The sequence below is a fragment of the Sporofaciens sp. St.21A7 genome (genome assembly GCF_059728535.1).
The window spans coordinates 2,408,229-2,433,983 of sequence record NZ_BAAGFN010000001.1 but is presented as its reverse complement, the minus strand read 5'-3'; the positions used below and the strand labels follow the sequence as shown (position 1 = coordinate 2,433,983).

At 48.3% G+C, this 25,755-nt stretch carries 18 protein-coding genes; 3 read left to right on the top strand and 15 right to left on the bottom strand.

Annotated features, from left to right (window positions below; all coding sequences use genetic code 11):
• Positions 1-26: 26 nt before the first annotated feature.
• Positions 27-2,567 carry a hybrid sensor histidine kinase/response regulator gene (locus AC6I3O_RS11990; protein WP_497851081.1) on the bottom strand — a complete coding sequence of 847 codons (2,541 nt, stop codon included), beginning with the start codon at positions 2,565-2,567 and terminating at the stop codon, positions 27-29.
• 313 nt (positions 2,568-2,880) lie between these two features.
• Here AC6I3O_RS11990 and AC6I3O_RS11985 point away from each other — a divergent pair, with 313 nt between their 5' ends.
• The gene (locus AC6I3O_RS11985; protein ID WP_497851080.1) at positions 2,881-3,492 is read left to right on the top strand and encodes a PilZ domain-containing protein; all 612 of its coding nucleotides are present in this window, start codon (positions 2,881-2,883) and stop codon (positions 3,490-3,492) included.
• A 123-nt stretch (positions 3,493-3,615) separates the two neighbouring features.
• Here the strand turns inward: AC6I3O_RS11985 and AC6I3O_RS11980 are convergent, their stop codons facing one another.
• The 7 genes from AC6I3O_RS11980 to AC6I3O_RS11950 form a co-directional block, all read right to left on the bottom strand.
• Positions 3,616-7,383 (bottom strand): phosphoribosylformylglycinamidine synthase, encoded by a 3,768-nt coding sequence (locus AC6I3O_RS11980; RefSeq protein WP_497851079.1) that lies wholly within the window; start codon positions 7,381-7,383, stop codon positions 3,616-3,618.
• A gap of 89 nt (positions 7,384-7,472) precedes the next feature.
• Positions 7,473-8,210 (bottom strand): TIGR01906 family membrane protein, encoded by a 738-nt coding sequence (locus tag AC6I3O_RS11975; protein WP_497851078.1) that lies wholly within the window; start codon positions 8,208-8,210, stop codon positions 7,473-7,475.
• A gap of 14 nt (positions 8,211-8,224) precedes the next feature.
• A complete protein-coding gene (locus AC6I3O_RS11970; protein WP_497851077.1) occupies positions 8,225-10,603 on the bottom strand; it encodes an ATP-dependent DNA helicase in 2,379 nt (792 codons plus the stop codon).
• Positions 10,604-10,710: 107 nt separating this feature from the next.
• Positions 10,711-11,496 carry a TIGR03915 family putative DNA repair protein gene (locus AC6I3O_RS11965; protein ID WP_497851076.1) on the bottom strand — a complete coding sequence of 262 codons (786 nt, stop codon included), beginning with the start codon at positions 11,494-11,496 and terminating at the stop codon, positions 10,711-10,713.
• Positions 11,497-11,580: 84 nt separating this feature from the next.
• Positions 11,581-12,900, bottom strand: a complete 1,320-nt coding sequence (locus tag AC6I3O_RS11960) for a putative DNA modification/repair radical SAM protein (protein ID WP_497851075.1) — start codon at positions 12,898-12,900, stop codon at positions 11,581-11,583.
• Positions 12,901-13,024: 124 nt separating this feature from the next.
• Complete coding sequence (locus tag AC6I3O_RS11955) at positions 13,025-13,873, bottom strand: hypothetical protein (protein ID WP_497851074.1); 849 nt, start codon at positions 13,871-13,873, stop codon at positions 13,025-13,027.
• Positions 13,874-13,894: 21 nt separating this feature from the next.
• On the bottom strand, positions 13,895-14,437 hold the full coding sequence (locus tag AC6I3O_RS11950) for a TetR/AcrR family transcriptional regulator (protein ID WP_497851073.1): 543 nt from the start codon (positions 14,435-14,437) through the stop codon (positions 13,895-13,897).
• Between the two features lie 169 nt (positions 14,438-14,606).
• Between AC6I3O_RS11950 and glgB the strand changes: the two genes are divergently transcribed.
• Positions 14,607-16,412: a 1,4-alpha-glucan branching protein GlgB gene (glgB, locus tag AC6I3O_RS11945; RefSeq protein ID WP_497851072.1), complete on the top strand. Its 1,806-nt coding sequence runs from the start codon at positions 14,607-14,609 to the stop codon at positions 16,410-16,412.
• 145 nt (positions 16,413-16,557) lie between these two features.
• On the opposite strand, the gene AC6I3O_RS11940 is transcribed toward glgB, so the two are convergent.
• The 5 genes from AC6I3O_RS11940 to AC6I3O_RS11920 form a co-directional block, all read right to left on the bottom strand.
• Positions 16,558-17,211 carry a cell wall hydrolase gene (locus tag AC6I3O_RS11940; RefSeq protein ID WP_497851071.1) on the bottom strand — a complete coding sequence of 218 codons (654 nt, stop codon included), beginning with the start codon at positions 17,209-17,211 and terminating at the stop codon, positions 16,558-16,560.
• 219 nt (positions 17,212-17,430) lie between these two features.
• Positions 17,431-18,672, bottom strand: a complete 1,242-nt coding sequence (locus tag AC6I3O_RS11935) for a DUF1015 domain-containing protein (RefSeq protein ID WP_497851070.1) — start codon at positions 18,670-18,672, stop codon at positions 17,431-17,433.
• Positions 18,673-18,836: 164 nt separating this feature from the next.
• Positions 18,837-20,021, bottom strand: coding sequence for a serine racemase VanT catalytic subunit (gene vanT / locus AC6I3O_RS11930; protein WP_497851069.1), 1,185 nt, complete (start codon positions 20,019-20,021; stop codon positions 18,837-18,839).
• Between the two features lie 18 nt (positions 20,022-20,039).
• Positions 20,040-20,864 (bottom strand): D-alanyl-D-alanine carboxypeptidase family protein, encoded by an 825-nt coding sequence (locus tag AC6I3O_RS11925; RefSeq protein WP_497851068.1) that lies wholly within the window; start codon positions 20,862-20,864, stop codon positions 20,040-20,042.
• A gap of 69 nt (positions 20,865-20,933) precedes the next feature.
• Positions 20,934-22,079, bottom strand: a complete 1,146-nt coding sequence (locus AC6I3O_RS11920; RefSeq protein ID WP_497853457.1) for a D-alanine--D-alanine ligase family protein — start codon at positions 22,077-22,079, stop codon at positions 20,934-20,936.
• Positions 22,080-22,397: 318 nt separating this feature from the next.
• Here AC6I3O_RS11920 and AC6I3O_RS11915 point away from each other — a divergent pair, with 318 nt between their 5' ends.
• Entirely contained in the window at positions 22,398-23,756 is a 1,359-nt protein-coding gene (locus tag AC6I3O_RS11915; protein ID WP_497851067.1) for an MATE family efflux transporter, read from the top strand.
• Between the two features lie 87 nt (positions 23,757-23,843).
• Here AC6I3O_RS11915 and AC6I3O_RS11910 read toward each other — a convergent pair whose 3' ends face one another.
• Both AC6I3O_RS11910 and AC6I3O_RS11905 read right to left on the bottom strand, forming a co-directional pair.
• Entirely contained in the window at positions 23,844-24,815 is a 972-nt protein-coding gene (locus AC6I3O_RS11910) for an ABC transporter permease subunit (RefSeq protein ID WP_497851066.1), read from the bottom strand.
• Positions 24,816-24,866: 51 nt separating this feature from the next.
• Complete coding sequence (locus AC6I3O_RS11905; RefSeq protein WP_497851065.1) at positions 24,867-25,748, bottom strand: ABC transporter ATP-binding protein; 882 nt, start codon at positions 25,746-25,748, stop codon at positions 24,867-24,869.
• Positions 25,749-25,755: the final 7 nt, after the last annotated feature.

Sequence of the window (25,755 nt, the reverse complement as noted above, 5' to 3'; positions counted from 1 at the left end):
GCCTTCCAATTTATTGATATAGATTTTTAATTTAAATATGTTTTCAAAAGTTTCATTAACTTCTGTATGTCGATTGGCTTCGCTACATGTTCATTCATGCCGCACTCAAGACAATGCTGGATATCCTCCGAGAACGCATCTGCCGTCATGGCAATAATCGGCAGGTTTGCATCCGGCCTGTCAAGTGAGCGCAAAGCTTTTGCCGCCTCATATCCGTTCATGACCGGCATCCGGATATCCATCAGGACCACGTCGTAATACCCCGGCTCTGACTGACTGAACTTATCTACACAGATCTTTCCGTCCTCCGCCCAGTCAACCTCAAATCCGACTTCCGTAAGAATCTCATGGGCAATCTCCCAGTTCAGCTCATTATCTTCCGCTAACAAGATATGAAGCCCCTCGAAATGCAACTGCTCCGCCTCCTGTTTCTCTTCCGGGACGCTGCCTCCCATGTACTTGCTAAGCCCAAGATAGAGATTGGACTTGAATAATGGCTTGGAGATAAATCCATGTGCCCCTGCGGCGCGGGCCTCATCTTCAATATCGCTCCAGTCATATGCGGAAATGATGAGAATCGGAAGCTCATCGCCCACAATCTTGCGAATCTCTTTGGTCGTCTCCAAACCGTTCATCCCTGGCATCTTCCAGTCTAACAGCACAACGTCATAAGCCGTATGTTTCCTATAATGCTCCTCAACCATCCGGACTGCACACTCCCCGTCCAGCGCCCATTGGGCATCCACGCCAATCTCCTTCAATGCCGACGCCGCGCTGCGGCACAAGTCCTCATTATTATCCACAACCAACAGACGCCATGGCGGCAGGATCATATCTACCTCTTCAACGGCCGCCTTCTCAAAATCCACTACAATATGGAACTCACTTCCCACGCCCTGTTTGCTCTCAACCCCGATGGTTCCTCCCATCATATCCACAATTACCTTGGTAATCGACATGCCAAGCCCAGTACCTTCTATCTTCTGTACCTTAGAGTCCTCCCTGGAAAACGTGTCAAATATCTTGTTCTGGAATTCCTGGGACATTCCGATTCCCGTATCCTTCACACGGAAATGGCAGCGTACATGGCTGCTTCCTAACGGAGAATCTTCCTGCTCCAGATACACATTAATTCTGCCATCCGTCGGCGTAAATTTAATCGCATTAGACAGAAGATTGATAAGCACCTGATTCAGGCGCACACTGTCACAGTATACATTCTCTGCCTGGATATCCCTGATAAAGATATCAAAATGCTGTCCTCGCTCCCGAATCTGAGGCTGTACGATATTCACAATACTTTCCATTGTCTCCCGCAGCGAGAGTACGTCAATATTCAGCGACAGTTTCCCACTCTCAATCTTAGACATATCCAGCACGTCATTGATCAATCCCAGCAAATGTCTGCTTGAAAGGCCAATCTTTTTTAAACAGTCCCGTACCCTGTCCGGATCTTCCACATTTGCCAGCGCAATTGCCGTCATTCCCACAATCCCGTTCATCGGAGTCCGGATATCATGACTCATGCTGGACAAAAACTCACTCTTTGCCTGACTTGCCCGGAACGCCTTCTTCTCTGCCTTCTCAAGCTCCCGCAGCTGCTGCTGTGACAAATTATAATACCGGATAAAGATAATTGCCAACGCCAGCAGAATCACACCGCATGCCGCCAACACCGTAATCTGCTGTACGCGGTTCAGCTTCATGATGACTCCATCCAGGACACCATAAGGCATGACGGACACCAGATACCAGTCCGTCCCTTCCAGAGGAGCCGCATACATATGCTGGTGGATTCCGGTCTTATCAATCATCAGCGCGGAATAATTCACGCCATGTTTAATGGAACTCTTAAACTGACTGATGTATTCCTCAGGGGTAGACGGGCTCTTATCCGAAACAGTCTCATCAATACGTGTAAAATAATTCTCACGGAAAGCATTGCCCGAACGTACCACAAACTCCCCGTCCTTGCGGATAATATGGGAATAGACCATAGTTCCGTCCCCTTCCAGGACCAGGGCATTCTCCAGATATTCCATCGGTATCCCTGCTACCACTACGTCGCTTTGCCCCCCATCTCCCATCGGGTAGGACGCATCCACCACCAAAAGAAGCAGCTTCGTCCCGTTCTCGTCATAACCGCTTGTAATAATCTTCTCTTCTATATTCAAGGTATCCTGGAATTCCTCTTCACTTAGGAATTCCACTTCTCCGCCGTAAATGGTCTCATGCCCGCCATCTTTCCGGTAGATGCCAAAATGTACGAACTCGCGGACCTCTGCGCTTAAACGCAGCTCCGCAAGCATCTCATCGCCGTAAACCGCCTCTTGCGGCGGAGTACGCTTAATCACAGCACGCACCCTTGATACCTGAAGATCGATTACAGCGTTAAATTTCTGCTGCAACTGGACGCTCATCTCAGACATATAAAGCTGGCCGACCTCATTAATCGCATCATAACTCTTTTGGCTCATTGCCGAACCAAGCCAGAGAAAAATGACGATACACAATACAACCAGCCCACACACACTGCTTATTAGAAACTTTTTTGTCTTTTTAAACATGCTTATATCCCTCTTCTTAGTTCCTATCTTCTACGGCGCGCCGTGCTTTTGGACTTCGCCTTACATAATTTTATCTCAAAATGAAAGCATAAATATCTGCATCTTACCAGATTCATTATAAACAATCCTACCTGTGAAATCAATTCCTTTCTGAAATTTCTCTGTTTCTTATCTATTTCTTATGATTTTCCCACGGTTTCACCACCACAATTCGTCACCATTATTTTAAAATGCCATTGCAATTCACGAATCATCATGATAGAATAGGTCTAGTCAAATGGATTTACTTCTATAAGGAGGAATTTTTCAAGTCATGATCCTAAAGAATTGTAACTCATGCATCGTCTATGAGCCAGGGTCCGATACGGAGATCCTGCTGAAAGCCAGGGTCAAGTGCGCAGAGGATAAGATTACGCTTCATTTTGAGGATGAGAGCGGTCTGGACGAACATATCGATCGGCTTAGGATTGATTTCTGCGACAGCCAGGTTGGTTATGTTAAGACGTTCAGCGAACTTGAAGTGAGGAAGAATACAGACCCTTACATACTGGAGCCATGGATTGCCGACTGTAAGATTCTGGAGTTGATTGAGATTCTGCAACGTCAGGAGGAACTTAGGGTACGGATGGCGAAAGAGGTGTCTTTACTATCCGAAAACCATGGTCCTTTCACCGGTGTTATCCAGAATATCAGCGTGGGCGGCGTCTACCTGACGACGAACCAACACCTGGACATAGGGGAACATATTGAATTCGAGTACAGCTTTATGAAGAAACCTCAGGAGGTGCAGGCTTCCATCTTACGCGAGACCATCATCCGGGATAATTATTTCGGTTATGGATGTCAATTTGAGAATATGCATAAGAATGCCGAGCGAGATATCCGCCAGTTTGTATACCGGCAACAGCTTAACAAGATGTGGTAATTAAAAAACTGCTTCAGGCAGTTTTTTTGTTTGCTTAAAACCAAACTTACAGGTATGGTGAAAAAAAGGGCAAAGCACAGCCTCATGCCTTCTTTGTGTGCTGTGCCTTGTCCTGATTCCCTTCTATCTAAAATATGCAACTCCCGACTCAAAGAGTTTAAGATCCTGTTCCCCGTATATATTCATTGCTACAGACCTTGCACGTCTCTCCGAGTGCGCCATCTTGCCGAATACCCGTCCGTCCGGGCTGGTAATCCCTTCAACCGCACAGTAAGAGCCATTCACATTCCACTCCTCGTCCATGGAGATATTTCCATCCGGGTCACAATACTGTGTCGCCACCTGCCCATTGGCAAATAACTTCTCAAGCCACTGCCCATTGGCTACGAAACGCCCCTCTCCATGGGACGCCGGGTTCGTATAGACGCCGCCCAGCTCCGCCTTCTGAAGCCATGGCGACTTGTTCGTCACTACCTTCGTATACACCATCTTTGAGATATGACGTCCAATGGTATTATAAGTCAGAGTCGGCGAATCTTCCTTCTGCCCTGTTATCTCTCCTCCCGGAACCAGCCCCAGTTTTACAAGAGTCTGGAAACCGTTACAGATTCCAAGCACAAGACCGTCGCGCTCATTCAGAAGCTTCTCTACGGCTTCCTTCATCTTCGCATTCTGGAACGCCGTTGCAAAAAACTTCGCAGAACCGTCCGGTTCATCTCCTGCACTGAATCCTCCTGGGAACATAATAATCTGCGACTGACCGATAGCCTTCTCAAAGACACTCACAGAGTCCAGGATATCCTCTGCATTCCTGTTCCGGAACACCCGGACTATCGTCTTCGCACCTGCCCGCTCAAATGCCTTCGCGCTGTCATACTCACAATTCGTTCCCGGAAAGACCGGAATAAAAACGGTGGGCTGTGCAATCTTATGGGTGCAGATATGGACGTCTTTCGTCTCATAAAGCCCCTTCTCAATCTTCACATCCTGCCCCTTTGCGCCCGAGTTCGTCGGAAATACCTTCTCAAGAGTTCCCTTCCATGCCGCTTCCGCTTCTGATTCGGCAATCCTGACGTCACGGTAGGAGAACGCAGCGTCATCCGTCACCTCTCCGATTACCGTATAAGTAATCCTAAGCTCCCCTACCTTTTCTGCCGGCACCTCTGCAATGATATCACCAAATGCCGGTGTAAACAAATCCCGTTCATCCACATTATGTTCAATCTTTACGCCCATCCGGTTGCCGAACGCCATCTTGCTGACTGCGGCTGCAATCCCATGCCTGTCAAGGGCATACGCAGATAAAATCCTTCCCTCACGGATATCTTGCGTAAACTTCCCGTACTGTTCCATTACCTGTCCGTAAACCGGGATATCATACTCGTCCGTCATTGTGCGCAGCCATACCAGCTTACTGCCCGCACGTTTTAACTCCGGCGTAATGACATCCTTTTCCTGCGCCACGTCTACGGCAAAAGATACCAGTGTGGGCGGTACGTCAATATCCTCAAAAGTTCCTGACATACTGTCCTTGCCTCCGATAGATGGCAGCCCAAAACCAAGCTGCGCATCATACGCACCCAGAAGTGCGGCAAACGGCTGGCTCCATCTGTGAGGGTCTTCTGTCATACGCCGGAAATACTCCTGGAACGTAAACCGGATCTTGCTGTGGTCGCCGCCCGCTGCGACAATCTTCGCCACAGATTCCGTCACGGCGTAAATTGCCCCATGATATGGGCTCCAGGTTGAAAGGTACGGATCAAAGCCATAACTCATCATCGTCACCGTATCACAGTCGCCCCCAAGCACCGGAAGCTTCGCTACCATCGCCTGCGTCTCCGTCAGCTGATACTTGCCTCCATGAGGCATGAACACAGACGACGCCCCAATAGAACCGTCGAACATCTCCACAAGCCCCTTCTGGGAACAGACATTCAAATCCCCAAGCGCCGACATCCAGCGTTCTCTTACGTCACCAACCTCTTCTCTCACAAGGATATTGTCCTTCCTGCTTGGGATATCCACCGCAACCTTCGTTTCCTGATGCGCCCCGTTTGTATCCAGAAATGCGCGGGAAAGATTCACAATCTCCTTTCCCCTCCATGACAGCACAAGCCTCGGTTCCTCTGTTACGACTGCGACACAGGTAGACTCCAGATTCTCTTCTTTCGCATATCCCATGAACTCATCCACATTTTTCGGATCCACAACCACAGCCATACGCTCCTGAGATTCTGAGATAGCGATCTCCGTGCCGTCAAGGCCTGCATACTTCTTAGGAACCTTATCCAAATCCACCCTAAGACCGTCTGCAAGCTCCCCAATCGCCACGGACACTCCGCCGGCGCCGAAATCATTACACTTCTTAATCAGTCTGCTGACTTCCTCACGGCGGAACAAACGCTGGATTTTACGTTCTGTCGGCGGATTTCCTTTCTGCACTTCGGCTCCGCAGGTCTTCGTGGATTCCTCCGTATGCACCTTTGAAGAACCGGTTGCGCCGCCGCAGCCATCCCGCCCGGTACGTCCGCCAAGCAGAATGATGATATCTCCCGGGTCGGAAGTCTCACGGATTACGGCACGTCTGGGCGCAGCCCCTAACACGGCTCCGATCTCCATGCGCTTCGCTACATAATTTGGATGGTAAATCTCCTTCACTGCTCCGGTGGCAAGCCCTATCTGGTTTCCGTAGGAGCTATAGCCATGGGCAGCCTCACGGACAAGCTTTTTCTGAGGCAGTTTCCCCTTCATGGTGTCGCCCACAGATACGGTAGGATCTGCCGCACCGGTCACACGCATCGCCTGATAGACATAGGTACGGCCTGACAACGGGTCGCGAATTGCCCCTCCAAGACAGGTTGCCGCACCTCCGAACGGCTCAATCTCCGTCGGGTGGTTATGGGTTTCATTCTTGAAGTTTACAAGCCACTCTTCCTCTGCGCCGTCTACCTTGACAGGCACAACGATACTACATGCATTGATCTCGTCAGACTCTTCCTGGTCATTAAGCTTCCCTTCCCGCTTCAGCTTACGCATCGCCATCAATGCCAGATCCATCAGACATACGAACTTGTCCTCTCTCCCTTTGAAGATCTCACTGTGATCCGCCAGATACTTCCGATAGGTCGCTTCCATCGGCTCCCTGTAATCCCCGTCTCCAAAGGATATCTCCGTAAGCTCCGTCGAAAATGTGGTGTGTCGGCAGTGGTCAGACCAATAGGTATCAAGAACACGGATTTCCGTCATGGTCGGATCTCTATCTTCCTGTCCGTTAAAATAATTCTGAATATGCAGGAAATCCTTGAAGGTCATCGCAAGCCCCAGAGAATCATATAATTCCTTTAATTGATTCTCCTCCATATCCTTAAACCCGCCGAACACTTTCACATCCTCCGGCTCGTCAAACTTAGCGACCAGCGTATCCGGCTTCTCCATCCCAGTCTCTCTGGAATCAACCGGATTGATGCAGTGTGCCTTTATCCTCTCGAATTCTTCATCTGAGATCATTGCGTCCTTTCCCTGGATCACATACGTCGTCGCCGTCTGAATCACAGGCTGCTCATCTTCCTTGATGAACTGTACACACTGAACCGCCGAATCCGCCCTCTGGTCAAACTGTCCCGGCAGGAACTCCACCGAGAACGCCCGACAGGATTCAGTCATTGGGAAATCTTCCTGATACAACATATCCACCGGAGGTTCCGCAAAGACACCCCGGCATGCTTTCTGAAACGTCTCATCCGAAATATTCTCCACGTCATAGCGGATCAGGACACGCACATTCTCTACATCCCGGATACCGAGATAACTGCTGATCTCATGCCGCAGCTCCTTCGCCTGCACTCCAAAGCCTTCTTTCTTCTCTACATACACTCGTCTTACTTTGCCCATACCTTCTCCTCCATACCTGATTTTTCTGCTGTTTTTGCCATATATCACCAGCCAACCGACTATACTAGTGTGATGAGTGATACACTACACTAGTTATTATACCATATTTTTGTATAATAGAAAATGGACTTACGCCAGATTATGAATACAATCCCTAAAGCCGCAGTCATCCCAAGAAACGTCACCCCAATCCTTATCACCATATCGGAAAAGAACCCTTCCGGGAGCATCCGTATCATATAGTCTTCACTGGGGTTAAACATCCACAGATCATTGTCGAAAAAAATCTCATGGAAAATAGTAAAACACCGTGTAAAATCTACGGTAAATGCAACGGCAAGCAGACTGCCCCAAGCAAGCCATATGAGGACTGCCCTAAGATAAGCCTTAGGGAGGAGCCTCTTAAAGTCCGCCTTCCAAAAACCCGCTCCAAGAAGCAGCAATAATGCAGCCGCGGCACACCCATTCCTAAGCCGCAATCCTCCGAGAAACAGGTCGCGTACTTCTCCCATATGAAAACGGTCCTGCTCATTAAAAAAATCCTGCTCCCTGCCGTCCACTTCCGTCACAATGGACAGCTCCTCCTCCCTTCCAATCAGATAATCCATCATATAGTCCGTCACCTTCATGACATCGTCAAGCTTCATGCCAAGCGAATCTGTAACATGATATTTCTGATATTCTTTCTCATAGAATTTATAATCCGGATCTCCATAGATCGCCAGTTGAAAACTGGTCAGAAGCATTGCAAAGATTACCAGCATCATCCCAAAACATGCCAAACAATCTGCTGCAACCTCCCTTCTGGTCCCTTCCCTTGTTATCATTCTTCCACTATCTCCTATTCCGTCTCACTCTGTTTCTTCCAGAACTCCTCCATCTGCCCCGCCACCGTATCTACAGAACAGACGCCATACTCCCTCCACTCTCTCGGGAATGTCTCCTGATACCTTCCATCGCCGAACCGCTCGTCCAACAGAAGAATCACACCCCGGTCCTCATCCGTGCGGATTACCCTCCCCGCTGACTGAAGCACCTTGTTCATACCTGGATAGAGATATGCATAATCAAATCCCCGGTATCCAAGGGCGTCAAAATAGGATTTCAGCAACTCCCTCTCCCGGCACACCTGCGGAAGCCCCGTACCGACAATCACGGCTCCGATTAACCGGTCCTGCACAAGGTCTATGCCCTCAGAAAAAATCCCGCCCATCACACAGAACCCTATCAAGCTGTTCCTGCGGGTTTCCTCGAAATTTTCAAGGAAAATCTCTCGTGCCTCCTCCGTCATATGACGGGACTGCATCACGTATTCAATCTCATCTCCCGCTTCTCCCTCCCTAAGAATTCCAAGAAATTCCTCATACACTTCCTCCATGAATTGGTAGGATGGGAAAAATGCCATATAATTCCCCGCTTTTGCTTGAGCGACACGAATCAGGTATCTTGCATACCGCCGGTACATCTCCCCGCACCGTCTGGTATACTTCGTACTGACGTCCATCCCAAGAAGAAGCCTTCTGTTCTTGGGATCAAAAGGAGATTCTGCATAAATCGCATAATCTTCCTTCGATGTACTGAGAAGCTTCCTATAATAATGGATTGGGAGAAGTGTTGCAGAAAAGAACACGGTACTGTTCCCCTTATCCAGAAATTCCTTCAGACAGTTCGCCGGATTCACGCAGAACAGGCAGAGTTTGAATCTCCCTGTATCCTCAAGTTCTGAGTAAATCATGTAATTTTCATCCAGCCTGTCATGGATATCGAGAAACATTCTTACTGTGAAATACAAATCCAGCGTCTCTTTGTGAATCTCCTCATCCCTGCACTCTTCCAAAAACCGCTCCAGCTCCGTCATAAGCGACATCAATTTCATATAAACATGTGAGACACTGTTCAATACCTGACATCCCTCACACTCTCTTTTCAGGGCAAGCAACTGCCGGTTGCATTCTTCCAGCCTTCCCGCCAGCTTTTTGTCCCTCAGCTTGACCAGTTTCTTAATCTTCAGGAAATCCTCCTTGTAAATATCGGCGCTATACATCTTCCTGCCCCGCTCCACAAGATTATGGGCTTCGTCAATCAAAAACAGATATTCCCCTTTATTCCCCTCTCCAAAAAATCTCCTTAGATGGGCATTGGGGTCAAATACATAGTTGTAGTCACAGATAACAGCATCCGCCCACTCCGATACGTCCAGGCTCATCTCATGGGGGCATACCTTCCACTTTCTCGCCTGTTCCTCTAAAATCTCCCGATTCAGTTCATCGGAAGCCGTAATCAACTCATATACTGCATCATTCACCCTATCATAATGTCCTTTTGCATAGGGACAGGCATCCGGGTTGCAATTCGTCTCCTCACAGAAACAGATCTTCTCCTTCGCCGTAAGGACAATGACCTTCATCCGCAAGCACTGTTCCCTAAGCGTCTCGAATGCCTGCCACGCAACCGTCCTGGTAATCGTCTTCGCCGTCAGATAGAATATCTTTTCTCCAAGCCCTTCCCCCACTGCTTTCACAGCCGGGAAAACGCTGGAAATCGTCTTGCCTACCCCTGTAGGAGCCTGGATAAACAGCTTCTTCTTCCGTAAAATCGTCCGGTATACGGAAGATACCAATTCCTTCTGTCCCTCCCGGTACGAAAACGGAAACTCCACCTTCTTAATCGAAGCATCCCGCTTCGATTTCCACTCAATCTGGTATCTCGCCCACTTCTCATAGCGTCCCAATATATCCAGAAACCATGCCTTCAATCCATCGAATCCATAGACACTTTGGAATCGCTTAATCTCCTCTGTCTCCAGATTGCAGTACGTCATCTGCACCCCAATCTCTTCCAGGCCATGGCTGCATGCATAGATATATGCATAACACTTGGCCTGTGCCAGATGTACTTCCACCGGTTCTTCCAGATACTCCAACTCCCTGAAAATCCCCTTAATCTCATCAATCACGATTCCTTCCGGACACCGGATCACCCCGTCTGCACGTCCCTCTACCAACAATGAAAAACCATTGCAGGCTTCCTCATGTTTGAGAGGCACCTCCGCCTGGTATTCTGCCCCCATCTTCCTTTGAATCTTCCTGTGAATCTTCCCGCCAAGCAGCATGGCATCCCGATCTGCCCCTGCTGCCCGATTGTCAATATCACCGCTCCTAAGAACAAATTCCACCAGATTCCTCACGGAAATTCTGATTAACGGCTGCTCCTTGTCCATATGCACCAATTCCATCCTCTCCACTCAGGGGTACCGCGTATGCCATGAAACACACTCCCTATCCTTTGAGTAGTATAACTCTGACTATTATACCATGGCGTTGCGGTTTACAGTGCATTTTTTTTCATCCCTTGAAACTCAACCATATCTTCCCGGTACCGGTAAGGAAGATTCTGCCTCTGGCATCTGGGATTTATACGGGATTCAATGGCAATCGTCTGGCAGAATCCCGTCCACAGCCTTGCATATTCCTCTTCTTTGTCGGAGACATTCTCAAAAACCTCTGCATCAAACTTCTCTCCCCATACCAGAACCCACTTTTTCCCTGCCTCGTGGACTGCGAACATCTTATGGTTCTTGTCATGGATCATCCAGTTCTCTACCGGGAGCCGGTCTTCAAAATGTGGCGCCAGACAGGTTAAAATCTGGTTCTTAGGCGCTATCTCAGCGTACAGGACACCATTTCTCAATTCCCGGAACCTTAGAAATCCCTTGTAGCTGTGGGCCTCTCCAAACACATTCCTGCTCAGTTCAAATACCCTCTCCACCTTGGGATGGCCGAGATGATCCATGATCTTCGTACTGTCCGGAAGACCTCTGGCGGCAAGCATCGTTCCTAAAACCGCATCTCCCTTCCCCTTATCCTCCGACATTACCGCATGGTAAATTGCCCCATATGCATGTTCTCCCAGATGCTTCTTAATCAACGCCTCCACCGCGCAAGCCTTGCGCTTTGTCTCTTCCACTTCGACATAATCGCAGAACAACTGGAAATCCAGCATGCCGCGCAGAGCAATCTCACAGTCGTCTTCTCCCTTTCCTGCTTTCCAGGCATCATAAATCCCGGAAAAAATCCCCGTTACCGTATCGTTACACACATAAACTGTTTTCATATCCACCTCTATATCAAATCACAACTTGCCTGAATTTCCATCTGCCGCGTTGGATTAGGTCATATAAATGTGTCAGTACACTAATTACAATGCCATCTCACGGCAATTTCCGAACCGTACATCGTCGAACAGCGAAATCTGGCGGTATCCCATCCCCGTCACCTCCGCAGGCAGTTTTTCCCCTGCACTCAACAGGTTCCTTGTGATATAATCCTCGTCCATCTTCGTAGGATACATCATCCTGCCGTTACAAGTGATAAAATACAGCGCCCGTTTCAGGACGACTCCAATCTTCTTTAAATCTGCAAAATCCAGCATCCCCAGCCGCCTTGCCTTCACAATCCGCACGGCCGACTTATAGCCGATACCCGGTACGCGAAGCAGCATCTTATAATCCGCCCGGTTCACCTCCACAGGGAACTCCTCCAGATGCGTTAGCGCCCAGTTACACTTGGGGTCAAACACCACATTAAAATTCGGATTCTCCTCCGACAGCAGCTCGTCTGCCTGAAAATGGTAATATCTTAACAGCCAGTCTGCCTGATACAGACGGTGTTCCCGCAAAAGCGGCGGTCCTTCTCCCGTCTTCGCAGGGAGGGCGGCGTCTTCGTTCACATGAACGAAAGCCGAATAGAATACCCGCTTTAGCTCAAACTTCTGGTATAAAGATTCTGCCACCTGTATAATCTGGAAATCCGTCTCCGGCGTCGCGCCTATAATCATCTGGGTACTCTGCCCTGCCGGGACAAACCGGGGAGCATTCCGGTATAGCTGTAGTTCCTGCTTATTCTCCGTCATCCGGTTCTGAACCAGACGCATAGGCGTCAGGATATTCTTTCTGGACTTGTGGGGCGCAAGAACTCTGAGACTCTCCGCCGTAGGAAGTTCCAGATTCACGCTCATCCTGTCTGCCAGAAATCCCGTCCGCTGGATTAGTTCCTGACTTGCGCCGGGTATGGCCTTCACATGGATATACCCTTGAAAATGGTGTTCCCGCCTTAGACGGTAAAGCGTGGCATAGAGCAATTCCATCGTATAATCCGGGCTGTGCAGGATGCCGGAGCTTAAAAACAATCCTTCAATATAATTCCTGCGATAGAATTCCATCGTAAGCATACACACCTCATCCGGCGTAAACGAAGCCCGTACCACATCATTACTCCTGCGGTTGACGCAATACTTACAGTCATAGATACACTCATTCGTAAAAAGAATCTTGAGCAGGGAGATGCATCTTCCGTCGGCCGAGAAACTGTGACAGATTCCCGAAAGTTCGCAGCTCCCGATTCCCGTCCCGTCACTCTTACGCTCTGTCCCGCTGGATGTGCATGCCACATCATACTTAGCGGCATCCGTCAGAATATTCAGTTTTTCATACATTGTCATAGATTCCTGAATTCTCATATTGTCTCCCTCATAAATGATAACAAAAAAGAACGCTTGTTCTTTTTATATTATACAAACAAGCGTTCTTTCTGTCAATATATAATTTAGCAAATCTTTCCTTCAACCGGAAACGAACACCTCATCATAACGTTTTGCTATACAAGACATACTGCCCTACACACTTGAATCCGAGTTCAGCCAAAATGTGCTTTTCTTCCTCTTTGCACAAGTATGTCATATACTTTGCCCCCAAACGTTTACACTCGCCCAGAGAAGATGTAAGCAGTTCACGGAACACTTTCTCTTGAAACACTCCGTCAGCAAATTCTATTCCGTAGATTTCAAAATATCCGTCATATCCTATCAAAAAAATCGCTGCAGCAGGAGCCGCATCCTGGTTATAAACGAAGATCACCCCATCATCAATCCTTTCAAAGATACGCTCACAGTTCCAATAGGTTTCGGGATCTGCGTGATATACAGCCCGAAACTTATGGAAGTTCTGACGGGAAACTTTTTCAACGGCCGGAACACATTTTGCCGGCACATAGCCATCAAAGAAGAAAGAATGGTTCCAAGCCTGCTCAATACATTTGAAGTCATGCGCTTGCAGAAACTCGATTGCATCACGGTTTTCACCCGCATAACCGAAATACGCAGTATAGCCGGTGAACCGGGTTCCGAGCATATCCATAAGCTCTGTTAATGCCTGATGCGTTCCGCGATTGATACAAAATCCATCCAGTTGAAGATATTTGTCCTCCGAAATCCAAAAATACGAAAGCCATCCCTCTACATTTCCATCCATACGAAACATCAATAATTCAGATGTTTCGCCTGCCACAGCACGTTTGGCGGCGTCAAGGAAATCTGCTTTTGTTTTAATGCCGTCTCCGTAAGTGGGATAGCCTGACTTTATAGGGTTCAGGGCAAGGCTATAAGCCCATTCTCCATATTTCTTTATATCTTCAGCCGTAGCTTTCATTAGCATATTCTTTCTCCTCCCCTTCGTTCAATGCCGTTTCTCATACACCTCTTTCACCACTTCCGTAATATCCCCAATCACCTCAATCAGCGTGTTCATATCCCCTTCCCGGTTTCTCTGAAATGTATGGTAGGCTCCCTGAATGCAATAGCTCAGTACAATATTCCAGACCGAGTCCCCCCTGTAATCCGGGTATTTCCGGAACACCATCTCTTTAATGCTCGTCTCAATCCGGTCCACCAGATTATTCCTTTGGCTTCCGGAGAACAATATCATCGTCAAAGCATTCTGCGACAGATACGCCAGAAACAGCTCCTTCGTAAATTCTGCCGGATTCTCCATAATATATTCGGGATGGGAAATACTGTTCGTAATCGACCGTACCACTTCATCTTCCATGCTGTCCGACAAATCATAAATATCCCTGTAATGGGCATAAAATGTAGACTTATTGATACAAGCCAGCCCGCAGAGTTCCCGAACCGTAATCTTCTCTAATGGCTTTTTCGCGCGCAGCCCGATAAACGCATTCTTAATTTCCCGCTCCGTCTTCTCAATCCGCAGATCCATATCTTTCCTCCCCCTTACAGATCTATTTCCCGACATTTTCTGCAAATCGTCGCTTATCCGCCTATCCGTCTGGATTGTCGGTAGATGCCTGCCCGGATTGCCAGTATAATAATTATAAAACAGATAAACAACTGCTGTCCATTATTTTTTACATTTCGGAGGAAACATTATGGATTTTTATGGATTTTACACAGGAAAAATATTTGACGCCTACCAGTTTCTCGGGGCTCACCCGGAAGCAGAAGGCGTTACCTTCCGCACATTTGCACCGGGAGCGGCAAGGATATCCCTAATTGGAGAATTTACCGGCTGGCAGGAATGGGAGATGCACAAAATCTACGACGGTAATTTCTGGGAATGTTATGCAAGAGACGCAGAACCCGGGATGATGTACAAGTACCGCATTTACAAACAAGACCAGTCCTATATCGACCACTGCGATCCCTATGGTTTCGGAATGGAACTCCGTCCAAACACGGCTTCCATCGTACGCGACCTTACTGCCTATCCTTTTCAGGATGTTTCCTGGATGCAGAAGCGTTCGGTCTGTAAAGACAAACCGCTGAACATCTATGAGATCCATTTCGGCTCCTTCCGAAAGCCGTCGGCAGAGGCAGACGACTGGTATACCTACCCGGAGATGGCCGAAATCCTGATTCCATATCTGAAAGAAAACGGATACAACTACGTGGAAATTATGCCCCTCAGCGAACACCCCTGCGACGAATCCTGGGGATACCAGAATACCGGATTTTTCAGTCCCACCGCCCGTTACGGCACGGCGTTTGGACTGATGGAATTCGTAGACCAGTGCCACCAAAACGACATCGGCGTAATCCTTGACTTCGTACCGGTTCATTTCGCCGTAGATGGTTACGCATTGGCAAACTACGACGGAACCGCACTCTACGAGTATCCTCACCATGACGTGGGAGTCAGTGAATGGGGAAGCTGTAATTTCATGCATTCCAGAGGTGAAGTCCGCAGTTTCCTACAGTCCGCCGCCAACTATTGGCTCACGGAATACCATATTGATGGAATCCGTATGGACGCCATCAGCCGGATCATTTACTGGCAGGGCGAGCCGGCAAGAGGCGTGAATAACACAGCCGTTGACTTTATCCGCGAGATGAACCGGGGCCTGAAAGAACTGCACCCCGCCGCCATGCTGTCTGCCGAGGACTCCACTTCCTACCCAGGCGTCACCCGTCCGGTCAATGAAGGCGGACTTGGATTCGACTACAAATGGGACATGGGGTGGATGAATGACACGCTGGATTATTTTCGTACCGGCCCAGAATACCGCCCGGAGAGCTACCACAAGCTGACTTTTTCCATGATGTACTATTATAATGACGCCTTCCTGCTGCCCCTCTCCCACGACGAAGTCGTCCACGGCAAAGCGACCATCATGCAGAAAATGCATGGAGACTATGACGAGAAATTCCCTCAGGCAAGGGCTTTCTATATGTATATGTACGCCCATCCAGGCAAGAAACTGAATTTCATGGGCAATGAATTCGGACAGCTCCGGGAATGGGACGAAAAACGGGAGCAGGACTGGGATATCCTCTCCTTTCCGATTCACGACGCCTTCCATCGGTTTATGAAAGATTTAAACCAGATCTATCTGGAACATCCGGCATTGTACGAGAAAGACTACGAGACAGAAGGTTTCCACTGGATTGACTGCCATCAGGAAGCGCGGTGTATCTATGCCTTTGAACGGATTGGGGAAAAAGAACGGATTCTGGCTGTTTTTAATTTTTCTGACCAGGAACAGGAAGAATATGAGATTGAACTAAAAGAAGCTGAAAGGCTGACCCTCTTATTGGCAAGCGATGCACAGGAATATGCCGGCACACAGCAATATGATTTAACAGACATTGAATTAAAGGACGGTAAGGCTGTCTTATCGCTGAGCGCATATTCGGCAGTTTATTATAAAATCCTATGCCCTAAGAAAATTCTGTAATATATGCCTCTTCGAGGCAGACGGTTTCTGTCCATTAAGGGATACCCACAGGGCTTCCCGTAATGCATGCCAGATACAACATTTCAGCCGTCACAAACCTGCTTAGAAAGCCGGTTTGAACGGCTGAATTCTAAAATGTACATGTTTAATGGAAATAATGCGCCCCAATCCTCATCCCGTATCCACCCTGATCGAAATACAGGCATCCGCCGATGGGATTCGCCCCTGCCAATGCATCGTTTGCCGCCTGCATGGCTGTCGCCGTATACCCGCGACTGCTTCTGACCCTGTCAAGCCAGCCGGTAGACGCCGGGCCGAACTGCCCTGCCTGATAGATCACTGCTTCGATACTGTTTGGATAAGCGCTGCTCCTTACTCGATTCATGATTACCGCACCTACTGCAACCTGACCTTCATAGGGCTGGTTTCCTGCTTCACAGAAGATAATGGACGCCATCAATTCCTGATACTGTGACTGAAGCTCTGCCGCTTCCCGTTCTGCTTTCTCCTTTGCTTCCCGTTCCGCCTTCTCTTTTGCTTCCCGTTCCCTACGCTCAACCTCCTCAATCTTCTGCCTCTGTTCTGCCTCTATCTTATCCTTCGTTGAAACCATAAGCGTATCCGGCGTAACCTGAAGGGTGTCCCGATGCATCTTCACAATCTGCTGCGCATCCCTCATATTCATTGCCAGACTGGCCTCCGGCTGCGCGGATGCCGCCTCACTGGTAAATCCCACCGTCATCAGAGAACACGCGGAAACCACTGCAATCACCGAATTAATTTTTTTGTTTTTTATCATAAATACTACCCTCCTATTGTTACAATACATGAACATTGTTTTAATAAAGTATATTCAATAATTTCAACTTTATTACAATTATTACAAATTTGTTACATGTATTGTGCAACGAAGGGTATGGTATCACAACTTCATAAGTCTGTCAACAAAATATCAACTATGGATGTAAGTCCCATAATTGCGCTTTTTTTCAAAAAAATCCTCAAAAAGGAATGTTTATCAAAACATATGTATGAATAATCCGCTCCTTAATTTGGGTTCAAACCAAGTAGATTTGGGCGGCATCAGCCTTGCGCAATCCGCTACGGCAAGCAGTTCTTCCATAGAAGTCGGATACATGGAAAATGCAACCGCCATATCCGCCGCTTCGTCGGAAAGCCGCTCCAATTCCCTAAGTCCACGGATTCCCCCGACAAATGAAAGCCTCGGGTCTGCCTTAGGATTTTGGATTCCAAACAGCGGTTCCAAAATCTTATCCTGCAAGATAGACACATCTAAATCATCCACCGGATCCCCTGTATACAGATTCTCGTGGGCCGTCAGCCGATACCATTTTCCGCCGCCGTACATTCCAATCTCACCCTTACGCCTCGGCCGGAAAACAGTGGGATTTTCTTCTATATAAAAATGCTTTCTAATGCCTTCCAGAATGTTCTCAAGCGATACCCCATCCTGCGCCCTCACGACACGGTTATAGTCAAATATCCTAAGTTCTTCTGCCGGAAACAACACCGACAGAAAGTAGTTGAACTCTTCCGTCCCGTCATACCCCAAAGATTCCTTACGGCGCTTGAGCGCCACCTTAACAGCCGATGCCGCCCGGTGATGCCCGTCTGCAATATAGACGCACCCTATATGAGAAAAAGCCTCCTTAATCCTCAAGGCTTCCTCAGAATCCGCTCCAATCTTCCACACCTGATGTAAAATACCGTCCTCCGACGTAAAATCAAAAAGCGGTTTTTCTTCCTTCGTTTTCCGGATTATCCGCTCAAGCTCTGGCAAACTGCGGTAGGCAAGAAAGATTGGCCCGGTCTGGGCGTTCATCGTATCCACATGGCGAATCCGATCCTGCTCCTTGTCTTCCTTCGTATTCTCATGCCTGCGGATCACCCCGTTAAGATAGTCGTCAACCGACGCGCATCCCACGATTCCCGTCTGACTCCTTCCTTCATAGGTCAAAGCGTACAAATAAAAACAGACTTCCTCATCTGCCACAAACGAGCCATCCCCCATCATCTCCTCAAGCGTCTGTCTTGCACGGACGTACACCTCCGGGGAATACATATCCACATCGTCCGAAAACTGCGTCTCCGGGCGATCTATCTTCAAAAATGAGAGAGGGTTGTTCTTAACAACCTCTTTCGCTTCTTTTCGGTTATACACGTCATAAGGAAGCGCGGCAATGGCAGAAACCTTGTCCTTCGCCGGACGCACACATTTAAAAGGTCGGATTACCGGCATATCATCACTCCTGTCTCCATAAAATTTGAATCCGGAACCCTACAGAAGAAAACCTTCCTGATGATTCCTCACACTATAATGCAGCCGCAGAAACTACGGCTGCACTTAGATAACAGTATAACACAAAAATCTATGAAATGCGATGAAAACTTACGCCGCACACTCTACACACTCAAAACCCGCTCCACCCTGTTTCCCAGTCTGCTCAAGATCTCATTGGAAATCGTCCCCGCACACTCTGCCACCTCACAGGCTGATATCGTTTGCTCCCCACTCTTTCCGATAAATACCGCTTCGTCCCCGGCAGACACATCCCTGATCCCTGACACATCCAGAAGCAGTTGATCCATACAAACACGTCCGATGATATCTGCCCGGTATCCATGTATCAACGCATATCCCTTATTGGACAATTCTCTCGGAATCCCATCCGCATATCCTATAGAAACGACAGCAATCTTCATCTCCCGCTTTGCTGTAAAAGAAAGTCCATATCCAGCCGGCTCTTTCGCATGAAGCTGCTTCACACAGGCAACCCTCGCTTTCAGGGACAACACAGGCTTTAGTGTTACCTCAGCCCCAATCCTGTCTCCCGGCAGACTTAGAACGCCGTAAAGCGCAATCCCAACCCGGGCATAGTCAAACCTATTAAGCTCCGGATAATTTAGGACACCATAGCTCCCTTGCAAGTGGGTCTGGAAACCACCGATTCCGTTCCTGTGAAGCGCCGACATCACGGTCTCAAATTCTGCAATCTGTTTTCTGGTAAACGCAATCTCTTCCCTGGAAATTCCATCCGGTACGCTCAGATGAGAATACACCCCTCTAATGTCCAGGTTCCCAAGTTCCCAAATTTTAAAGATATTTTCCATATCCTCACTGCGCTCCCCGAGACGGCGCATCCCTGTGTCAATTCCCACATGAACCAAAACCGGACGCCCAAAGTCGTTCAATAACCGTCCATACGGCAGATCCACTACCGTCTGTGTCAGATGATAATGCACCAAATCTTCAAACTGGCAAGGCGGCGTATATCCCAAGATCAAAATCTGTCCCGTAATCCCGGCATTCCTAAGTTCCACAGCCTCACCGGCAGACGCCACGCAAAAATCCTGAATTCCTATCTCTGCCAATGCCTGCCCGATCTGTCTCACGCCATGGCCGTATGCATTCGCCTTGACTGCCGGCATTAACGCACAGCCCTTAGGCAGAATGTTCCGAAACTCCTTCACATTATGGGCAAGATTGTCCATATTTAACTCAATCCACGCACGTCCTTTCTGTCTATCCGTATTTTTTCCTGCAACAGAACCGTTCTGTTTGAAAACCATATTTTTGCCGTAACACATACTGTCCCTCCCTGTTTCTCACGCGTTTTTCCTCCACACACTGACGACGGCACATCCTTCGTTGGTTCCCGATACCTGATACACTGCCGTATCCGGCATTTCAAGGACTCTCTCCTGCCCATTTTCCAAAGAAAGGCAGGATATCTCAATCCAATCTGCACCGTCCCGGAAAATATAAGGATACCCCCATCCCGTCTCTTTTCTCAGGAACCCGATATATTCCTCTAGCGTAATACCCCTGTCAGCCATAATCACGGAATGGGGATAGCCCACATAACGGAAATGCCAAGGCTCAATCCCAATCCCTGTAATCATTTCCTTCCCCGAGACATAGCGTTCCACAAACCCAAAATCTGCCATCCTCTCCCGAAATTTTTGGAAGATTCCAAAATTGGGGAATTTAGGACAGATAAAATCAATTTCCTCCCCATTCTCCGCCAAATCTATGGCATATCCGCTCTGATGCTCACTGTGTCCGGGTACTGCAACGAATTTTCGGGTAAATGCTTCTCCATTTTGTTTCATGGAATCATTCCATATCTCTTGCTGTTCCTGCTGCGTCCGAAATCCGCTGACTGCGGCAATTTCCTCCTTACATCCAATGTCAGCAAGCAGTCTTAGTAATGCATTTACAACCTCTTTCCTAAGCAGAACGTCCGGCTGTCCGGGAGTCGGACGCAACGTTGATCTTTTCATATCTTCCGAACTCCCACCCGTTCCTGTCTCTTTGAAAACAGACTTCATTTCCCAGATTTCCGGCTCCTTTTTTAAAGAGAAATCCGGTGTCACCAGAATCAGGCTGCCGCTGTATGTATGTTCTTTTGTCAATACAAATTTTTCCATCTTCATCTCTCCGTGTAACAGTTCAGCCTTCCGGCTTCACTGTTACCTCTCCGTCCATAATCAGGATACTTACATGAGTAAACGATCCACCACTTCACCAAACGCCATCCCCGCCTCTTTCAGCATATTGGGATATCGGCTGTGGGACGTAAAACCCGGTATGGTGTTCACCTCGTTAAAATAGATCTCCCCCTCCGGCGTAAGGAACATATCGACCCTTGCAAACCCGGTACACCTAAGCATACGATAAATCCTAAGGGCCGTCTCCTGAATCTCCTTCGCCTTCTTAGGCGTAATCCGTGCCGGAACATGGATGCTTGATGTCTTCAATGTATATTTCTCCGTGTAGTCAAAAAAACCGTCGGACAATTCAATCTCATCCACCTCGCCAATCACCAGTTCATCCGTGCCAAGTATGGCACACCCCACCTCAAACCCCTCAATCATTTCTTCCAAAATTACCGTGGAATCATGCCGGAACGCTTCCAGGATTGCCGGAATCAACTGTTCCTCACACTGCACTTTCGTAATCCCAAAAGAAGACCCGGATCGGACAGGTTTTACGAACAGAGGATACCCTATCTTCCTAGCTTTCTCACAGATTTCCTCTTTCCCTGCAGATTTACGAAAATCTCCCGCCCCATCGCTCTGCCAAAGTCCATCTGCAAAGAGACTTTCTTGTTCCTTTCCCTCTGCTTCTTCTGCCCGTTCCTGTGGAAATTCCCCGAAATACCCGATTACTGCAGACTTTGCCGCCCGAATCCCGCCCATCCGGACAATCTGATGCGCCAGCTCTTTGTCCATACATAACGCGGAGCTTAACATGCCGCATCCAATCACAGGGACGCCTATCAGTTCCAACATCCCCTGAAGCGTCCCGTCCTCTCCGTTCTTCCCGTGCAGAATCGGAAGCGCCCCGTCCAAAGAAATATTTTTTAATTCAGCTCCCTCCAGATAACAGATACCGTGAACTGTTCGGTCAACGGACGGGAATACCGGCGTACAGTCCTCCTTCGTCTGCCAGCAGTCTCTCGAAATCGCATCGACACTGCCACGATACCAGAACCATTTCCCAGTATCACGGTCAATTCCCACCAGAACCAGATGATAGTTCTCTAAATTAATATTTTGAATCACGGAACATGCCGATTGCAAAGAAACTTCATACTCAGTGGAACATCCTCCGAAGAATACGGCAATCGTCCTGCCCGTCATATCCGTCTTAGAATTACCCATTTTACTTTTTCCTCCTTGTTGGTCTTCTTATTCTTTATCATAAAAGATGTACCTTTTTTATACTTTGCTATTCCGTTGATTTTTTCCTAAGATATCATGAACAGTTATTAAGAATTTCTTGGGATATTACCTTTCGTTCTTTTTCCCCAAATATATTGAAACCTGGTATTTAATGTAATATAATTCAATTTTAGAGGGTGCTGCAGGCATCTAGTACAGACCTGTGCCGGCGTTGTTGGTGCAGCCGCCCGGACAGTAAGACCGTGCCATGATAATTTGGAGAAAGAAGGGGTTTACTTGGGAAATAGTATGGACATGGTAAATGGCTCGTTAGGAGATAAGATCATCAAATATGCGATACCGCTTGCGGTAACAGGGATTTTGCAGCAACTCTTTAATGCAGCGGATCTGGCGGTAGTCGGACATTTTTCCGGCAAGGAGGCTATGGCGGCTGTGGGAAGCAACGCGCCTGTCATCGGATTGCTGGTCAATCTTTTCGTTGGTATTTCTCTGGGGAGCAACGTTATTATCGCAAAATCTATCGGTCAGAAAGATAACGAAAATATTTCAAAAGCAGTACATACATCGGTAGTCGTAGCTTTGCTCGGGGGCGTATTCCTTACGGTTTTGGGAGAGTTTCTGGCTCCTGAGATCGTAAAAATGCTGGATGTTCCGGGAGATGTATATCCGCTGGCAGTAAAATATCTGCGGATTTATCTGGCAGGGATGCCGGTGATTCTGCTTTATAATTTTGAAGCTGCAATTTTCCGAAGCTGCGGAAACACCCAGACACCTCTGGCCGCGCTGGTAGTTTCCGGCATTCTGAATGTCGTCCTGAACCTTTTCTTTGTCGTGGGGCTTGGAATGGATGTGGACGGGGTCGCGACGGCGACGGTACTTTCTAATCTCATCAGTTCAATCATCCTATTCGCGTCATTGATGAAGACAGAACTGGCAATCCGGATCAATCCCCGAAACCTGCGGGTACATGGGCATGTACTAAGCCAGATCCTAAAGATCGGGATTCCTGCAGGCATACAGGGAATGATTTTTTCCTTCGCCAACCTGATTATCCAGTCGGCGGTCAACAGCCTTGGGACCACAATCATGGCTGCATCTTCAGCGGCTTTTAATCTGGAAGTATTTTCCTTCTACATCATGAATTCTTTCGGGCAGGCGTGTACGACATTTGTCGGCCAGAACTATGGAGCAGGAAAAGGAGACCGATGTAGGAAAGTGCTGAAGCTCTGCCTGCTGCAAAGCTTTGTGAGTACCGCAGTGTCCAGCATACTGATTCTACTGTTCAGTACTCCTTTGCTTTCTATCTTCAATACAGACCCGGATGTGATCGCGGCTGGAAGAATCCGACTGGAATACATCTTCTTTGCTTATATGTTCAGTTTTGCACAGGAGAATCTGTCAGGGTATCTGAGAGGCTTTGGCGTTTCATTCATCCCGGCAGCCTGTGCGGTGGTCGGAATCTGCGGTGTGCGGCTCACATGGATCTTCACCGTGTTCCGACAGGCGCCATCCTTCACGACGATCATGCAGGTGTACCCGCTCAGCTTGGGGATAACGGCGGCGGTTATTCTGGCTGTAACGCTGATGGTAAAACCATCGAAGAGATATTCCCAGGCCATTATATCAGACATATAATGTATCGACATATCCACTCCATCCCCTCTTCCGCTGCAGCCCGCCAATATTGCTCTGCCTACACGCTCTCCCGCCTGCAATAACTCCTCACAGCAAGAAACAAGAACAGCGGAATCTCCACCAAAGCCGCTCCAAGTACCCCATGGCAAGAATGGACAAAAACTGTCCCGCCGCGACTGCCGCCTGAGTCTGTCCAGCCGTAAACGCCGGAATCTCGAAGACTCCCCACACCGTCTGTATGGACGCCTTTAATCCCTCCACGCCAAACACCAGATCTGTAATCCCAAGGAACACTCCCATCCCGATGAAAAATGTCACTGCAAATACCATTAACGACGTCACAATCTTCGCCGCAGCCAGATTCAGCCTTCCAAACTTCGTACAGCGCAGGATACTATCTGCCCCTGTCTGGTATTCCGCTGAGAATACAGGCGAAATAATTACCACAAACGCCATCATCATCAACAGCGCATAGAGGGTCAGGTATTCAAAAGAGGATATCTCATATCCCGAAATATAGGTAAAGGGCATCTTGATATCTTTGCTCATTTCCCGGATCTTCTCCTGCTCGGCATCCGTTTTCCCTTGCCATGCCAGCCTTTCCCGATACTGTTCATAAAACCGGGACGCATCCTTTAACGCAAGATCCGCGTCTGTCATGGTATACAGGCCGACACCCTCCGGCGTCAACACAGCCGCTGCCAGATTCAGCACAGGAAGAACCGGTTCTATCCTCCTTACATATTCCTCCCTTGGCATCTCCGGCGGAAAGATCGCGCCATATTCCCGGTAACATTCCTGAAACACCGTGATTGCCTGACAAAACTCCTCCTCAGTAATCTCCCCGTTGATTCCCGCTTCCTTCTGTTTCAGGCATTCGATCGCCGCCTTTCCTTCCAATAAATGTAAATTCCCCTCTTCATCTATCTCCTCCGTTTTAACAAATGATATGGGGAAATATGCCATCACTGCCGACAAAAGTATGATCACTGCCAGCAAGACCCAAGTAGTCCTGGTCGTGATGATACGCTTCCACTCCAAATATATTAATCGTCTCATCTTTGTTTCTCCTTAATTTGTATACTACTGAATCAAATCGTTTATTTCAGATTATGCATCCTCCCCGGAACTCTCCGGAAACAGCCACAGATACAAATCTTCCATCCGGGGCTCCTCGCCCACAGAGCCGGGAATCACCGGTTTGTCAGCAAGATACCGCACCTTCACATCACCATTTTCTTCATTATAGACATTTACCACGGAAACCCTGTGTTCATACACCCCAAGCTCCCGCCCGTCCATACTTGTTGACCAGACCTTTCCCGCCACCATCCGGACAAGTTCCTCCGTCTTTCCTGTGGCAATAATCTTCCCGTCTTTCATAATCGCATTGCAGGTTGCGATATACTCAATATCCGACACAATGTGGGTAGAAATCAGCACAATCCTGTCATGGGCAAATTCCGACAAAAGGTTGCGGAACTTCACCCTCTCCCCTGGGTCTAACCCGCTGGTAGGCTCATCCAGCACCAACACCTCCGGTTCATTGAGCAGCGCCTGTGCAATCCCGACCCGCCGTTTCATGCCGCCAGATAGCCTGGATATCTTCTTGTTCCTGACTTTGGAAAGGGATACCCGCTCAAGAAGCGTCCCGATCCGTTCCTTCGTCTCTTCCTTCGTCAATCCCTTTAACGCGGCAATGTATTCCAGATAATCCTGTACACAAAATCCCGGGTAAAATCCGAATTCCTGAGGCAGATATCCGAAAATATCCCGGTAAGCCTCCTTTAACGTGCCAATCTCGATTCCGTCATACCGAATGCTCCCGGATGTGGGGCGCTGGATTCCGGCAATCATACGCATTAACGTCGTCTTCCCTGCCCCGTTGGCGCCCAGAAGTCCCCATACTCCGGGGGTAAGGGTAAGCGTCACGCCGTCAACAGCGCATTTATCCTTATATTGTTTCGTAATTCCACAAATTTCCAGTTCCATATAACCC

What these genes read in the sequence shown, in the direction of transcription:
- AC6I3O_RS11990 (WP_497851081.1), bottom strand. Translation starts at nt 2,567, where the DNA reads ATGTTTAAAAAGACAAAAAAGTTTCTAATAAGCAGTGTGTGTGGGCTG.
- AC6I3O_RS11985 (WP_497851080.1), top strand. Translation starts at nt 2,881, where the DNA reads ATGATCCTAAAGAATTGTAACTCATGCATCGTCTATGAGCCAGGGTCC.
- AC6I3O_RS11980 (WP_497851079.1), bottom strand. Translation starts at nt 7,383, where the DNA reads ATGGGCAAAGTAAGACGAGTGTATGTAGAGAAGAAAGAAGGCTTTGGA.
- AC6I3O_RS11975 (WP_497851078.1), bottom strand. Translation starts at nt 8,210, where the DNA reads ATGATAACAAGGGAAGGGACCAGAAGGGAGGTTGCAGCAGATTGTTTG.
- AC6I3O_RS11970 (WP_497851077.1), bottom strand. Translation starts at nt 10,603, where the DNA reads ATGGACAAGGAGCAGCCGTTAATCAGAATTTCCGTGAGGAATCTGGTG.
- AC6I3O_RS11965 (WP_497851076.1), bottom strand. Translation starts at nt 11,496, where the DNA reads ATGAAAACAGTTTATGTGTGTAACGATACGGTAACGGGGATTTTTTCC.
- AC6I3O_RS11960 (WP_497851075.1), bottom strand. Translation starts at nt 12,900, where the DNA reads ATGAGAATTCAGGAATCTATGACAATGTATGAAAAACTGAATATTCTG.
- AC6I3O_RS11955 (WP_497851074.1), bottom strand. Translation starts at nt 13,873, where the DNA reads ATGCTAATGAAAGCTACGGCTGAAGATATAAAGAAATATGGAGAATGG.
- AC6I3O_RS11950 (WP_497851073.1), bottom strand. Translation starts at nt 14,437, where the DNA reads ATGGATCTGCGGATTGAGAAGACGGAGCGGGAAATTAAGAATGCGTTT.
- glgB (WP_497851072.1), top strand. Translation starts at nt 14,607, where the DNA reads ATGGATTTTTATGGATTTTACACAGGAAAAATATTTGACGCCTACCAG.
- AC6I3O_RS11940 (WP_497851071.1), bottom strand. Translation starts at nt 17,211, where the DNA reads ATGATAAAAAACAAAAAAATTAATTCGGTGATTGCAGTGGTTTCCGCG.
- AC6I3O_RS11935 (WP_497851070.1), bottom strand. Translation starts at nt 18,672, where the DNA reads ATGCCGGTAATCCGACCTTTTAAATGTGTGCGTCCGGCGAAGGACAAG.
- vanT (WP_497851069.1), bottom strand. Translation starts at nt 20,021, where the DNA reads ATGTGTTACGGCAAAAATATGGTTTTCAAACAGAACGGTTCTGTTGCA.
- AC6I3O_RS11925 (WP_497851068.1), bottom strand. Translation starts at nt 20,864, where the DNA reads ATGGAAAAATTTGTATTGACAAAAGAACATACATACAGCGGCAGCCTG.
- AC6I3O_RS11920 (WP_497853457.1), bottom strand. Translation starts at nt 22,079, where the DNA reads ATGACGGGCAGGACGATTGCCGTATTCTTCGGAGGATGTTCCACTGAG.
- AC6I3O_RS11910 (WP_497851066.1), bottom strand. Translation starts at nt 24,815, where the DNA reads ATGAGACGATTAATATATTTGGAGTGGAAGCGTATCATCACGACCAGG.
- AC6I3O_RS11905 (WP_497851065.1), bottom strand. Translation starts at nt 25,748, where the DNA reads ATGGAACTGGAAATTTGTGGAATTACGAAACAATATAAGGATAAATGC.